Raw genomic sequence first — 14,262 nt, 5'->3', positions numbered from 1 at the left:
GACTTTTGCGCTGCAGCATAGATAGTAAGCTGCCGGAAACCCGACAGGAGAGGCTTGATGCTCGACGGACGCGATCCCCGGTATGACGTGCTATTCGAACCGCTGGCCATTGGCCCGGTGACGGCCAAGAACCGCTTTTATCAGGTGCCGCATTGCAATGGCGGCGGCTATCGCGACCCGTCTGCGGCAGCCGCGATGCGCGGGATCAAATCCGAAGGCGGTTGGGGGGTGATCTTTACCGAACAATGCGAAATGCACCACACGTCCGAGATCACGCCCTTCATCGAACTGCGCCTGTGGGAGGACAAAGACATTCCCATGCTGGCCAAGATGGCCGGCAAGATGAAGGACCACGGGGCGCTGGCAGGTATCCAACTGGCCTATTCCGGGATCAACGGACCGAACCTTTACACCAAGGAAGTGCCGCTTGCGGTTTCTGCCGGACCGATCCGCACCTTCACCAACGATCCGGTTCAAGCGCGGGCGCTGTCGAAAGACGAGATCCGAGACCTGCGCCGCTGGTTCGTCAATGCCGCCAAACGGGCGAAGATTGCCGGGTTTGACCTCATTTGCCTTTATGGCGCGCATGGCTTTGGTATTTTTCAGCATTTCCTCAGCCGCGCCACCAACATGCGCGACGACGAATATGGCGGCAGTCTGGAAAACCGGTCGCGGTTCGCACGTGAGGTGATCGCCGACATGCGCGATGCGGTGGGAGACAGCATGGGCCTGACGCTGCGAGTGTCCTTGGACGAGAGCATCGGTGATCTGGGCTTTTCGAATGCCGAGGTGCGCGAGTTCATCGACATGAACAAGGACCTGCCGGACCTTTGGGACCTGGCGCATGGTACGTGGGAAGATTGCTCCGGCCCGTCGCGTTTCAAGGAAGAGGGCGCCCAAGAAGCGCTTGTGCGGGGCATTCGCGAGTTGTCATCGAAGCCGGTGGTTGGGGTGGGGCGCTTCACCTCGCCCGATGTCATGGCCAAGATGGTGCGCAGCGGCGTGCTGGATGCCATCGGCTGCGCCCGACCGTCGATTGCCGATCCTTTCCTGCCCAAAAAGATCGAGGAAGGCCGGATCGAGGACATTCGCGAATGTATTGGCTGCAACATTTGCATTACCGGCGACATGACCATGTCGATTAGCCGTTGTACGCAGAACCCCACCTTTATGGAGGAGTGGCGCAAGGGTTGGCATCCCGAGCGGATGAACCCCAAGGGGCGCAGCGAGACTGTGCTGGTCGTCGGCGCAGGTCCGGCCGGGTTGGAAGCGACGCGCGCTTTGGCCGAACGGGGCTATGACGTGGCACTGGCCGAGGCCGGTCGGGTTCTGGGCGGACGGGTTGCGCGGGAACGGCACTTGCCCGGTCTGTCGGCTTGGGGTCGTGTGGCGGATTACCGGACCTATCAGATCAGCCAGAAACCCAACGTCGAGACTTATTTCGACAGCGCGCTTGATGCCGCCGCCATCCTTGAATTCGGATTTCAGAACATCTGCATTGCCACTGGGGCCACATGGCGCAGGGACGGTGTCAGCCGCCAGCATGTCGTGCCGTTCCCGGTGGATGCGGCGATGCCGGTGTTCACTCCTGACGACATCATGGACGGCCAACGCCCCTCAGGTCACGTGGTGATCTATGACGACGATCACTACTACATGGGCGGCGTTTTGGCAGAGCTGCTGCGTACCGAGGGCTGTGCCGTAACGATTGTCACGCCGTCGGCCTATCTGTCGGATTGGACCGTGAACACGCTGGAACAGCACACGATCCACAGGCGTTTGGCCGAGATGGGGATCGAGATTGTCCTGAACCGCGGTGTGACCAAAATCGGGATGGGGCATGTGGTGTCGAACTGCACCTATACCGACCAAACCCGCCAGATCGACTGCGATGCGGTCGTGGTCGTGGCGTCCAAGCGCGAGAACAACCAGCTTTTCCACGATCTCAACGCCCATGAGGCCGATTGGGCGGATGCCGGGATTGCGTCCGTTCGGATCATCGGCGATGCCGAAGCGCCGGGGCCGATTGCCTGGGCCACCTATGCGGGGCATCGCTATGCACGCGAACTGGATGGCGAGGATATCGGCGACGCGCTGCCCTTCCGACGCGAGATCACGGAGCTTGCGGTCGATTGAGGCACGATCCGTTTCCCTTTGCGCCAGACGACACCCGCCGCATTCTCGATTGGGTTGCAGACCATGTCGCCGCTGGTCCCGACCCGAAGAACGGCGCTCGGGCTGCTGCGGCGTTGGAGCCCGAGATGGGTGGTGCGATCACGCCGGACGGGCTTGGGGCTGAAGCGGCATTTGCGCTGTTCACCGATGTCATCCAACCCGCGACGCGACCTTTCGGACATCCTACCTCGCTGTCCTTTGTCGCGGCTGCGCCCACCCGCGCTGCGCTGAGTTTCGATGCGGCCTTGGGGGCGGCAGGTATCTTTGCCGGAAACTGGGACGGTGGGGCCGGGGCGATCCATGCGGAGAACCAGGCTTTGCGTTGGCTGTCCGATCTGGCAGGCTGGCCTGCCACGGCAGGCGGTGTGTTCGTCGCGGGTGGGACATTGGGCAACCTGTCGGCGCTGCATGCTGCGCGGCACTGGCATCGGATGTGCAACCAAGAGACAAAGACTGGGCGGGGGGCGATCCTGTGTTCGTCCGAGGCGCATTCCTCAATCGCTGCTGTCGCGCGGGTTATGGATGCGGACCTCATCACCGTTCCCTCCGACGCATCCGGGCGTATGAGTGCGGACGCAGCGGCTGCAAATCTGACCCCGGAAACCTTTGCGATTGTCGCGAATGGCGGGGCGACCAATTGCGGCGCAGTGGATGACATTGCGGGACTGACGCAGCTTGCCAAGGCGCGTGGCGTCTGGGTGCATGTCGATGGCGCATATGGTGGGGCTGCAATGGCTGATCCGGCCCTGCGTCCGACCTTTGAGGGGATCGAACAGGCGGATTCTTTGATCATCGACCCACACAAATGGGTGTTTGCGCCTTATGATAGCTGCGCGTTGCTGTATCGGGATGCGGCCGATGGGGCGGCGGCACATGGTCAGCGGGCGGTCTATCTCGACACTGTGGACAAAAGCGAATGGAACCCGTCGGACTATGCGTTGCACCTGACGCGCCGGGCGCGAGGACTGCCGCTTTGGTATTCTTTGGCGACGCATGGCACCAAAGCCTATGCGCTGGCGATAGCCAACACCCGCGCGATTGCAGAAGACCTCGCAGAGCGCATCGCGGCGGCGCCGTGGCTGGAGCTGCTGCTGGGGCCGAACCTTACCGTCATCCTCTTCCGCCCGCGCAACCAAACCGAGGACGAGATGGTGTGCTGGGCTGAGGAGCATCGGCGGTCAGGGGCATTGCTTTGCTTGCCGACCCGGTGGCGCGGCGAGATGGTCTTTCGCCTCTGCATCGTCAATCCGCAGACCGATCCGGACCACGTCATGGCTGTTCTGGACACCTTGAAATGAGCACGCCGACCGAAGACTTCCTCGCGCCGTTGACTGCTTTCGTCACGGTGAGCGCCCGGTCAAATCGGGACTCTATGTCGAGATCGGACCCGACGGCGCAGGCGTGCTGCTGTTTGCCCACAGCGAATATCCGTTTCGCCTAGGCCCTGAAACAAGCCATGTCACAAAGAACTTCGACCCATCGACTAAGGCAAAACCGAACCAGAACCGCCCAAGAATTGGGCGTTTTGCAAAAAGAAATTAGGCGCAGGCTAAGAAGCGCTGAGGAAGTCGTGTCTTCTGCAGACGCTGCTTCGTTTCTAGGGTCAAGGTCAGAAACACCAGCGCCCGGGGACAGCACCAATGCCGCAAGACACGGACATTGCCATTGACGTGCAGGGCGCGGTTAAGCGGTATGGCACCTTTACCGCGTTAAAGACGATTTCCCTGTCGATCCGCGATAACGAGTTTTTCACGCTTCTTGGCCCTTCTGGTTGTGGCAAGACCACGCTGCTACGGATGATCGCCGGATTCGAAGACGTAACCGAAGGCGCGATCTATCTTTATGGCGACGAGATCGACGCGCTGCCGCCCCACAAGCGCCCGGTGAATACAGTTTTCCAGAACTACGCGCTATTCCCGCACATGAACGTGCTCGACAATGTGGGCTTCGGCCTTGAAATGCTTGGAAAGTCCAAGTCCGAAGCTCGTGCCCGCGCCGGAGAAGCGCTTGAGATGGTGCAGCTATCGCAATTCGCGGCGCGCAAGCCGTCGCAATTGTCCGGCGGTCAGCAGCAGCGTGTCTCCTTGGCGCGCGCGCTGGCACCGCGCCCCAAGGTGTTGCTTTTGGACGAACCGCTCTCGGCGCTTGATCTCAAGTTGCGCAAGGCGATGCAGGTAGAGCTCAAGCATCTGCAACGTGAAACCGGTATCACCTTCATCTTTGTCACCCACGATCAGGAAGAGGCGCTGACCATGTCCGACCGGATCGCGGTCATGTCCTCGGGCGAATTGCAGCAACTGGGTGACGCCCGCGAGATCTATGAACAGCCGCGAAACGTGTTCGTCGCCGACTTCATCGGTGATACGAATCTGATGCACGTGACGGTGGATGCGGTCGCAAACGGCCGCGCTGAATGTCATCTGGGGGGCGACCACAGGCTGACCTGCGATGCGGTGGGCGGGATCGGCGCAGGTGCCAAGGTGCATATGTCGCTGCGGCCAGAAAGGTTGTTCCTGTCTGCAGAGCCGGTCGATGCCAATAGCCTGAAGGGCCGGGTGCGCGAGATGATTTATATCGGCACGGACATCGCCACAATCGTTGACCTCGACGGTGGGCCACAATTCACCGTCCGTTCCTCCAATTCGTCGCGCGGCAATGCCCGCGTGTTCGAGCCGGGCACTGAAGTTGCCGTCAACATGGAGCAGGGGGCCGCAAGGCTCTTGATCGACTGATGGCGGGGGACGGCGCAACAGGCGGGTCTGTGCAAAGCGAAACCTATCGCGAGGCGCGCACGTTGTTGTTGCTGCCAGCTTGGGTGACGCTGGGTCTGCTCACGCTTGCGCCGCTGATGATCATGCTGGTTTATTCCTTTTTGACCAAGGAATTCCGCGGCGGTGTTATCTGGGAGTTCAGTCTTGAAGCCTATGACCAGTTCTTCTTTGACCGTGGCCTCTTCGGGGACGAGCCACCCAAGATCGAGTGGACCTATATCGGCATCTTCTGGCGGTCGATCTGGCAGGCGGGGGCGGCGACGATCCTCAGCCTGCTGATCGGCTTTCCAACCGCCTATTTCATCGCCACGCGTCCCGAAGGGCAGCGGGCGTTTTGGGTGTTTCTGGTGACGATTCCCTATTGGGTGAATTTGCTCATCCGCACCGTGTCGATGAAGTTCCTGTTGCGCGATGAAGGGCCGTTGAATGACGGTCTGATGAGCATCGGTTTAATCTCCGAACCTTTGGGCATCGTGAACACCAACCTCGCCGTGCAGTTGGGGTTGTTCTACTCCTACCTGCCGTTCATGGTGCTGCCGATTTACGCGGCGGTCGAGCGGTACAATTTTGCGCTTTCCGAGGCGGCGTCCGACCTCTACGCCCCGCGCTGGGCGGTGCTGCGCCGGATCGTAATCCCTTCGGTCAAACCGGGGATCATCGCCGGGTGTATCCTTGTCTTCGTACCTTCGCTCGGGTCGTTTTTGGCACCGGACCTGCTGGGCGGGGCACGGACCTTCATGATCGGGTCGCTGATCGAGGAGCAGTTCAAAGGCAACGCGGGCAATTGGCCGTTCGGGGCGGCGGCGTCGATGATCCTGCTGACGATGGTGCTGATCCTGCTGATGGTCTTTGCCCGTCAAAGCCAGAAGGAGGAGGCGTGATGGCCAAACCCTATGACCTGCGCCGCTATCCAGGCTTTTTCGCCATTACGCTGCTGTGTCTTGTGATCCTATACGCGCCGCTTGTGGTGGTCGCGGTCTACAGTTTCAACGACTCCCCCTCGATCACGATCTGGGAAGGGTTCTCGTTTCGTTGGTATGTTGACGTGTTCACCGGCCCAGAAAGCGGCAAGTTCAAGGACGCGGCCTGGAACAGCTTAATCATCGCGATCACGGCTGCCACGACGGCCACGATAATTGCCACGCTGGCGGCCACCGCCGTTTTGCGCGCGGGCAAGTTCCGTCTGCGCACGGTCTCCATCGGGCTGATCTCTCTGCCGCTGATGGTGCCCGAAATTGTGACAGCGGTGGCCACGCTGATCTTTTTCAACGCCATCGCATTCGAGCGGGGAGTGATGACAATCCTCCTCGCGCATATCGCGTTCTGCATTCCCTTTGCCTACATGCCGATTTCCGCGCGGATGCAGGGGATCGAGGCGACCTACGAACAAGCGGCGATGGACCTTTATGCCACCAAGCGGCAGGCGTTCAGGCGCATTCTGCTGCCGCTGATGATGCCGGGGATCGTTTCGGGATTCATCCTCGCCTTCATTATCTCACTGGATGATTTCATCATCACGAATTTCGTCAAGGGTGCGGGGGTTGAGACCCTCCCCACCGCAATCTTTGGCGCAGTCAAACAGGGTATCAAGCCCAATATCATGGCCATTTCGACGCTTCTTCTGGCGGTCTCCATCGTCATGGTTGCGTTGTCATGGTTCATCGGTCGCCGGGATCCGGCAGAGGAACGCTGATGGAAACCATCTACTCCGATAACCACAAGCTGCGTGACGCCCAGACCGAACTATACGGTGGGCAATTGGTCTATCCGTTCGAGCGCCCATCGCGGCTGGACTATATCCACGCACGATTGACCGATGTGGGGTTGGGTCCGATCTCGGCCCCTGACAGCTTTGGAATGGCGCCGATCCTTGCCGTGCATGACGCCGCTTACGTGGCATTCTTGCAATCTGCGTGGGATCGCTGGCAGGCGGCTGGCTTCGAGGGCGAAGCGATCGCAAATGCATGGCCCGCGCGGCGTATGGTGCAGACCTGTCCTACACATATTGACGGGCAGTTGGGGTATTACGCTCTTGCTGCCGAGACCAGCATCACGCAGGGCACGTGGAAGGCTGCGCTCTCAAGTGCCCATGTCGCCCTGACTGGGGCTGAGCGGGTGCGGGCCGGTGCGCAGAGTTGTTTTGCGCTCTGTCGTCCGCCGGGGCATCATGCGGCCAAGGACCTGTATGGCGGCTATTGCTTTTTGAACAACGCCGCCATTGCCGCCCAGCACCTTCGCGACAACGGCATGGCGCGCGTTGCCATCCTCGACGTGGATTTTCACCACGGCAATGGCACACAGGATATCTTCTACGACCGGGAGGACGTTCTGTTCGTCTCGCTGCACGGCGCGCCGGAACATGCCTTTCCCTATTTCCTCGGATACGCCAATGAAACTGGCACCGGGGCCGGTGAAGGCTTTACTCTCAACCTGCCAATGCCGCCCGGAACGGGGTTCGACATCTGGCGCACCGCGCTGGCCACAGCGCTTGAGCGGGTTGCCGAGTACGCGCCGGACGCATTGATCGTGTCGCTGGGGGTCGACAGTTTTGAGACTGACCCGATCAGCTTTTTCAAACTCACATCGCCGGATTTCACCATCATGGGCGCGGATATCGCAGCGGCGGGCCTGCCGACACTGTTCGTGATGGAAGGCGGTTACGACATCGCGGAAATCGGGATCAACACCGTGAACGTGCTGGAAGGATTCCAAGGCCATTGACCGTGGCCGCATCAACTCCGCCCAAGAGGGCGTTATTCAACAGGGGACTGACCATGAAAACAATTCTGAAAACCACCGTTGCGGCAAGCGCGCTTGCTCTGACAGCCGGGGCCGCCATGGCCGAGGGCAAACTGGTGATCTACCACTGGTTCGAATACATCCCGCAGGAATTGCTGGACACCTTCAGCGCGGAATACGGCGTCGAGGTGGTTATGGACACCTATGACAGCAACGAGGCACTATTGGCCTCGCTTAAGGCCGGGGCCATCGGCACCTATGACGTGGCCGTGCCGGGCGATTACATGGTGCAGATCATGGCAGGCGAAGGCCTCCTGGATACGATCGCCGATGGAGAATTGGCCAACAAAGGCAACATCGCGCCTGAATGGGCCGATCCGTCCTTCGATCCGGGCCGCATGCATTCGATCCCGTACCAGTGGGGCTCGACCTCGTTTGCGGTGAACCGCGATGTCTATTCCGGGGACATCGGGACGACTGACATCCTGTTCAACCCACCAGCCGAGCTTTCGGGCAAAATCAACATGCTCGACAGTCAGGGTGAAGTGCTGGCGATGGCGGCGCTGCATATGGGCATCCCGCAATGTTCCACCGACCGCGATCAGCTCAAGGCGCTGAACGACATGCTGCAAGAGGCCAAGACGCATTGGGCCTCGTTCAACTCGGACACCGCGAAAGAGGTGCTTGTGTCGGGCGATGCCGCTGTCGGCCAAATCTATGACGGGTTCGCCGCCAAGGGCCGCGAAGAGGGGGCCAATATCGAATACGCCTTCCCGTCGCAGGGCTACATCGTCTGGATGGACAACGTCGTCCTGCTTAAGGATGCGCCGAACCGCGACAATGCGATCAAGTTCATGGATTTCCTGCTCGAGCCGGAAAACATCGCGGCCGTCACCAACTACGCGCGCTATAATGCCGGGCTGACAGGCGTCGGGACATTCCTTGATCCGACCTTGGCCACCCAGCCTGAAAGCAATCCGCCGGCAAGCGCCGGGGCGGGCGTGTTCATCGAGGTCTGCGATCAAGCCACGCAAGAGGTCTATGACCAGATCTGGACCAATCTGAAGAAGTGATGAAACCTGTCCCCGGCGCGAAACTCCGCGCCGGGGACACCCGCGTCGATAATGGTGCGTGTAAGGCCAAGAGGTGATCGACCGATCTGCATTCATGCGTTAAATGCCATCTGAACTCAGTCTGGAAAGGCGCAAGATGCACCCTCAAACCGTCCCTGACGCCCTGTTTCACACCCGCATCCGGAATGACGCGCTGGGCGGGCCCAATCCGTTTGAATGGAAGCAAGTGACCTCCGACGATGTGTTTGCCGGAAAGCGCATTGTCTTGTTCGGGCTGCCGGGGGCGTTCACGCCTGCCTGTTCCGAAAGCCATCTTCCGGGCTTTGAGGCGCACTATGATAGCTTTCGCGATCTGGGAATCGACGATGTGCTCTGTTTGTCGGTCAACGATTCTTTCGTGATGCACCAGTGGGCGCTGTCGCGTGGGATCGAAAAGGTGCGGATGCTGCCGGACGGAAATGCCGAGTTTACGCGCAAGATGGGGATGCTTGTCGAACGGAGCAGCAATGGCATGGGGCTGCGCAGCTGGCGCTATTCCATGTATGTCGATAACCAGACGATCAAGGCACTTTTTATGGAACCGGGATTCAAGGACAATCCGCCGGGTGTTCCACTTGATCGGTCGTCCGCCGAGGTGATGCTCGATCATTTGCAAAGCCTTCAGGACTGACAAGTCTGCGCATCCTGAGCCGCTACCAAGGAACACAACCGATGGGGCCTTTTCGCGGATTACACCATGTGGCCGTTATCTGTTCGGACTACCAACGGTCCCGGGCATTCTATACCGAAACGCTCGGACTGACCGTGCTTGCCGAGAACTTCAGAGCGGACAGGCAGTCGTGGAAGCTTGATCTGGCGCTGCAGGACGGCACACAGATCGAACTCTTCTCATTTCCGGACGCCCCTGTGCGCCCATCGCGCCCCGAGGCACAGGGCCTGCGCCACCTTGCCTTTGCCGTAGACGACGTCGCTGCGGTCAAGCGGATGCTCGAAGCGCGTGGCGTTGCTGTCGAGGATATCCGGGTCGATCCCTATACTGATCGCAAGTTCACGTTCTTTGCCGATCCTGACGGCTTGCCACTTGAACTGTACCAACAGGCAAGCCCGCCTACTGCCTGAGTGGACAAGACCTGATCGCTAGACGGTGCCAGCGCTGACGTTTGACACAGTTTGTGCTGCAGCCGGGCCGGACAACCGCGTCGCGATCCTGCAACATGCGTTGCATGCCGGAGGCCACGATGTCCCTTGGTCGCAGCGCGCCCGTTCAACTTGCCGCGCCCCCTAACATTCCTGTCCACATGACCGATGCCTGCGGGGGCTGTTCTTTCTGACAGGCGAAAAGCTGGGTTACATTCCGTCGCCGATCCCTTTCTCCGAGGCATTCACTGCTGTGCAGGCCGGCGTTGTCGACGGGGTCATCGGATCGGGTGCTGAAGGCTATTATGCGTCTTTCCGAGATGTCACTAAGACCTATATCCACACATTTCGAAGTCTGGTACCTGATCATCTCGAACGAGAGCCTTGCGGGACTGTCCGATGAAGATCAGGCAGTACTCAAAGAACAGGCAGCGGCCTTTGAGGCGACCCGCTGGGAAGTGGCGGAAACAGATCAGGGCCGCAACGAACAGAAGTTGGTCGACGAACTGGGCGCGACTGTGGTTGCATTGAGCGAGGGCGAATTAGCCGCAATGGCCGCAAAAGTGCGCTCTGATGTATGGCCCGTCGTTCTTGAAGACGTGGGTGCGGATTGGGGACAGTCGATCCTCGACAAGATCGCAGCCGCGGGCAACTGATACGGCATATGTCGGGGCGGTGCCGCCGCCCCGATCCAACCAAGGCGGATCCATGGACACAGATTATGCGATCATCGGAGGCGGCGTTGTCGGCCTTTCGGTCGCGTGGGGCTTGCTCCGGCGCGGACGGACCGTCACCGTGCTTGATGGTGACGACGGGTCGTTTCGCGCCAGTCGTGGCAATTTCGGTCTGGTCTGGGTTCAATCCAAGGGCATGAAGCAGCCGCGCTATGCGCAATGGTCCCAGCGCTCCGCAGCGATCTGGGCAGATTTCGCAAACGAACTTGGGGACAACACCGGAACCGCCGTCCCGCTGGAGCAGAAGGGCGGGTATGATCTGCATTTCTCAGAAGAAACTCTGCAGGCGACCGTTGCACAATACGAGGCGCTGAAAGCGAAGCTGGATGGCGACTATCCCTTCGAAGTCTTGGGCCACAACGCTCTGCGTAAGGAAGAGCCGCATATCGGACCTAAGGTTGTGGGTGCCATCTTGCACCATCAGGATGGTCACGCGAATCCGCTTAAGCTGCTGATGGCGTTGGCTGCGGATGTGCGGCGCATGGGCGGGCGTGTCCTTACGGGCAAGACTGTAACCGACGTTGGCAAACCCGATGTGTTCCGGATCGACTGTGCCGACGGAACGACGCTCGATGCAGACCGCGTGATCCTGTCTGCGGGATTGGGGGCCATGCAGCTTGGGCCGAAACTAGGGTTCAAGGCCCCGATCCGCCCGCAGCGCGGGCAGGTTCTGATCACCGAAAAACTCCCCAAACTGATCAACCGCCCATCGCTGATCGCCAGACAGGTGGACGAAGGCGGCATTCAGATCGGGGCGACCAACGAGGAGGTTGGCCTTGACGACCGTGTAACGCAGCCGGGGCTTTCGGGCCTCGCTGCTGAGGCCATCGCAGCCTATCCGGCGCTGGCAAAGGCGCAGCTTGTCCGGTCGTGGGGCGCATTGCGCGTGTTGTCGCCGGATGGGTTGCCGATCTATCAGGAAAGCACCGAAATGCCGGGGGCATTCCTTGTCACATGCCACAGCGGCATCACCCTTGCTGCGGTGCATGCCCGCGTCTTGCCCGACTGGCTCGAGGGCACCGATGCCGCGCCCGATCTGGAGGTGTTCAGTGAAGCCCGTTTCGCCGTTTCTTGAGTTGGACAACACGCCACGTGCAGAGGTGACGTTCGATGGTGCGCCACTGCGCCTACCGGAGGGAGCAAACCTCGCTGCGGCGCTTCTGGCTACGGGGATCGACGTCTTCCGCAACACGCCCGTTTCCGGTGCGCCGCGTGGGCCGTTCTGCATGATGGGGGCGTGTTTCGATTGTCTGGTCGAGATCGACGGCGTCGTGCGTCAGGCCTGTATGATCGAGGTTTCGCCGGGTTTGCAGATCCATACGCCTCATGCGCAGGAGGCGGATGATGTCCAAGCGTGATCTGGTGGTGATTGGCGCGGGTCCGGCGGGAATGGCGGCAGCTGCGATGGCAGCGGATCTTGGTCTGACGGTGGCCGTGCTGGACGAGCAACCCCGTGCGGGTGGTCAGATTTACCGTGATGTCGACCGGGTGCCCGAGAGGCGCGGTCGAATCCTTGGAAAGGACTATACCGACGGCGCGTCTTTGACTGCTGGACTGCGCCACGATGGGATCGACCACGTCGCAGGCGCCGTTGTCTGGGCCATCGAAGACGGCTTCTGCATTTCATACACCAAGGACGGGCGCGGTGCGCAGGTCACCGCCGAGCGCATTGTTTTGGCCACGGGCGCATTGGAACGGCCAATGCCTATTCCGGGGTGGACCCTTCCCGGTGTCATGACTGCCGGTGCCGGTCAGATCCTGCTCAAACAATCGGGAGTTCTCGCGCGCAACGCGGTGCTGGTCGGGTCGGGGCCGCTGCTTTATCTTTTGGCGGCGCAAATGGTGCGGGCGGGCACCCGGCCTTTGGCCATGGTCGAGACCCAGACCCGTCGCGACCTGATCGGTGCGGCGCGGCATCTTGGCGGCGCGCTGCGCGGCTGGCGGTATCTGCTGAAAGGCCTTGGGCTGCTGGCTGAAATCACACGCGCACGGGTTCCGCGCTATGCGAGCGCGCAAAATCTGCGCATCGAAGGCACCGATCGGGCAGAGGCCGTGACCTTTTCCGCGCGTGGCACGTCACATCGCATCGCTTGTAACACGGTCTTCCTGCACCACGGGGTTGTGCCTAACACGCAAGCGGCGCGATCTGTTGGGGTGGTGCATGACTGGGATGCCGGGCAGGCGTGTTTTGCGCCACGGCTGGAACAATGGGGCGGCACCTCGGTCGCTGGTCTGTTCATTGCAGGGGACGGGGCTGGGATCGGCGGCGCGAAAGCCGCCGAACTGGCGGGACAGTTGGCAGCATTGAAGGTTGCCGAGGAACTGGGACGCCTGTCCAGTGCCGAGCGTGATCGAAAGGCCGAACCGATACGATCGGCCTTGTACGGCGAATTGGCAGCGCGGCCCTTTCTGGACGCGGCCTACCCGCCCTGTTCCGAGACACTCTTGCCCGCCGACAGCACTATGATCTGCCGATGCGAAGAGGTCACCGCCGGGGATATTCGCCACTACGCCAAACTTGGGTGTCTTGGTCCGAACCAAACCAAAGCCTTTGGCCGCGCCGGCATGGGTCCTTGTCAGGGCCGCTACTGCGGGTTGACTGTGACAGCGCTTTTGGCTGACGCCAACGGACAAACGCCCGACGCGACCGGGTACTACCGTATCCGGCCACCTTTAAAGCCCGTAACGCTGGGTGAATTGGCGTCGATGGAGCACGTTGCACCGGAAGCAGCGGAATAGGCGACGGATCAGCCCTGTGGCTATCGGTTTAAGGATTGTGATGTGTGGGGCAGGGCTTTAGCCTTTCCAACACGATTTCTCATAGAACAGTGACCGAATGACCCAGTTTCAAGACCGATACCTCTTTGCCATCAACCTGTGTCACGACGCAGGGGATGAGGCGCTTTCGTACTTCAAGGATCGGGGCAATCTTGCCGTCGACCGAAAGGGCACGCAGGATTGGGTCAGCGAAGCGGACCGAAATGTCGAACTGCTGATCCGCGCGCGGTTGGCCGAGGCCTGGCCGGATGATGGGGTTTACGGCGAAGAACATGATCCCAAGCCGGGAACCAGCGGGTTCGACTGGGTGATCGATCCCATCGACGGCACTACGAATTTCGTCAACGGCATCCCGGCATGGACAATCGTCTTGGCTGGTGTGGTCAAAGGTCGAACAGAGCTCGGGGTTATTCACGACCCGAATGTTGACGAAACCTATAAGGCTCTGCGCGGTAACGGCGCGCAGTTGAACGATGTCCGGATGCAGGTCGCTTCTGGCACGCCTTTGTCCAGTGGAACCGTCTCTGTGGGGTATTCGAACCGCGTGGAGGCCACAAACGTGATCCCAGTGATCGCCGACCTGATCGACCAAGGGGCGATGTATCACCGCAATGCAAGTGGTGCCTTGTCCATTGCCTATGTCGCGGCGGGGCGACTTTTGGGCTACATGGAAGAGCACATGAATGCGTGGGATTGTCTGGCGGGCCAGCTTTTGGTCGAAGAGGCTGGCGGACAGGTCGAGTTACAAGATGCCAATGCGATGATCCGTGATGGTGGGCGCGTGGTGGTGGGGACGCCTGATGTGTTCGACACATTGGTAAACATCGCAGATCGCGCCTGGAACGGCTGACGGAA

At 60.5% G+C, this 14,262-nt stretch carries 14 protein-coding genes; all 14 read left to right on the top strand.

The window, feature by feature from the left end; translation table 11 throughout:
• Positions 1-57: 57 nt before the first annotated feature.
• The 14 genes from ACK3EW_RS12360 to ACK3EW_RS12295 all read left to right on the top strand — a co-directional run bounded on the left by ACK3EW_RS12360 (position 58) and on the right by ACK3EW_RS12295 (position 14,257).
• Positions 58-2,136, top strand: coding sequence for an oxidoreductase (locus tag ACK3EW_RS12360; protein ID WP_493806457.1), 2,079 nt, complete (start codon positions 58-60; stop codon positions 2,134-2,136).
• Positions 2,133-3,473: a pyridoxal phosphate-dependent decarboxylase family protein gene (locus ACK3EW_RS12355; RefSeq protein WP_493806456.1), complete on the top strand. Its 1,341-nt coding sequence runs from the start codon at positions 2,133-2,135 to the stop codon at positions 3,471-3,473. Before ACK3EW_RS12360 ends, ACK3EW_RS12355 begins: the two co-directional genes overlap by 4 nt.
• Positions 3,474-3,815: 342 nt before the next feature.
• The gene (locus ACK3EW_RS12350; protein WP_493806455.1) at positions 3,816-4,907 is read left to right on the top strand and encodes an ABC transporter ATP-binding protein; all 1,092 of its coding nucleotides are present in this window, start codon (positions 3,816-3,818) and stop codon (positions 4,905-4,907) included.
• Positions 4,907-5,827 carry an ABC transporter permease gene (locus tag ACK3EW_RS12345; protein WP_493806454.1) on the top strand — a complete coding sequence of 307 codons (921 nt, stop codon included), beginning with the start codon at positions 4,907-4,909 and terminating at the stop codon, positions 5,825-5,827. Before ACK3EW_RS12350 ends, ACK3EW_RS12345 begins: the two co-directional genes overlap by 1 nt.
• Positions 5,827-6,639, top strand: coding sequence for an ABC transporter permease (locus ACK3EW_RS12340; RefSeq protein WP_439119445.1), 813 nt, complete (start codon positions 5,827-5,829; stop codon positions 6,637-6,639). The genes ACK3EW_RS12345 and ACK3EW_RS12340 overlap by 1 nt, the downstream gene beginning before the upstream one ends.
• Positions 6,639-7,667, top strand: coding sequence for a histone deacetylase family protein (locus ACK3EW_RS12335; protein ID WP_493806453.1), 1,029 nt, complete (start codon positions 6,639-6,641; stop codon positions 7,665-7,667). The genes ACK3EW_RS12340 and ACK3EW_RS12335 overlap by 1 nt, the downstream gene beginning before the upstream one ends.
• Positions 7,668-7,720: 53 nt before the next feature.
• On the top strand, positions 7,721-8,758 hold the full coding sequence (locus tag ACK3EW_RS12330) for an extracellular solute-binding protein (protein ID WP_493806452.1): 1,038 nt from the start codon (positions 7,721-7,723) through the stop codon (positions 8,756-8,758).
• Positions 8,759-8,894: 136 nt separating this feature from the next.
• Positions 8,895-9,428, top strand: a complete 534-nt coding sequence (locus ACK3EW_RS12325) for a peroxiredoxin (RefSeq protein WP_493806451.1) — start codon at positions 8,895-8,897, stop codon at positions 9,426-9,428.
• 41 nt (positions 9,429-9,469) lie between these two features.
• On the top strand, positions 9,470-9,877 hold the full coding sequence (gene gloA2 / locus ACK3EW_RS12320) for an SMU1112c/YaeR family gloxylase I-like metalloprotein (protein ID WP_493806450.1): 408 nt from the start codon (positions 9,470-9,472) through the stop codon (positions 9,875-9,877).
• A 323-nt stretch (positions 9,878-10,200) separates the two neighbouring features.
• Positions 10,201-10,551, top strand: a complete 351-nt coding sequence (locus tag ACK3EW_RS12315) for a hypothetical protein (protein WP_493806449.1) — start codon at positions 10,201-10,203, stop codon at positions 10,549-10,551.
• A 52-nt stretch (positions 10,552-10,603) separates the two neighbouring features.
• Complete coding sequence (locus tag ACK3EW_RS12310; RefSeq protein WP_493806448.1) at positions 10,604-11,704, top strand: NAD(P)/FAD-dependent oxidoreductase; 1,101 nt, start codon at positions 10,604-10,606, stop codon at positions 11,702-11,704.
• The gene (locus tag ACK3EW_RS12305) at positions 11,679-11,987 is read left to right on the top strand and encodes a (2Fe-2S)-binding protein (protein WP_493806447.1); all 309 of its coding nucleotides are present in this window, start codon (positions 11,679-11,681) and stop codon (positions 11,985-11,987) included. Before ACK3EW_RS12310 ends, ACK3EW_RS12305 begins: the two co-directional genes overlap by 26 nt.
• Entirely contained in the window at positions 11,974-13,368 is a 1,395-nt protein-coding gene (locus tag ACK3EW_RS12300; protein WP_493806446.1) for an FAD/NAD(P)-dependent oxidoreductase, read from the top strand. Before ACK3EW_RS12305 ends, ACK3EW_RS12300 begins: the two co-directional genes overlap by 14 nt.
• Positions 13,369-13,465: 97 nt before the next feature.
• Positions 13,466-14,257: an inositol monophosphatase family protein gene (locus ACK3EW_RS12295; protein WP_493806445.1), complete on the top strand. Its 792-nt coding sequence runs from the start codon at positions 13,466-13,468 to the stop codon at positions 14,255-14,257.
• The last annotated feature ends 5 nt before the right edge of the window (positions 14,258-14,262 follow it).

It is taken from the genome of Marivita sp. NO-S04 (assembly GCF_059070475.1).
This window is presented reverse-complemented; position numbering and strand designations above follow the sequence as displayed.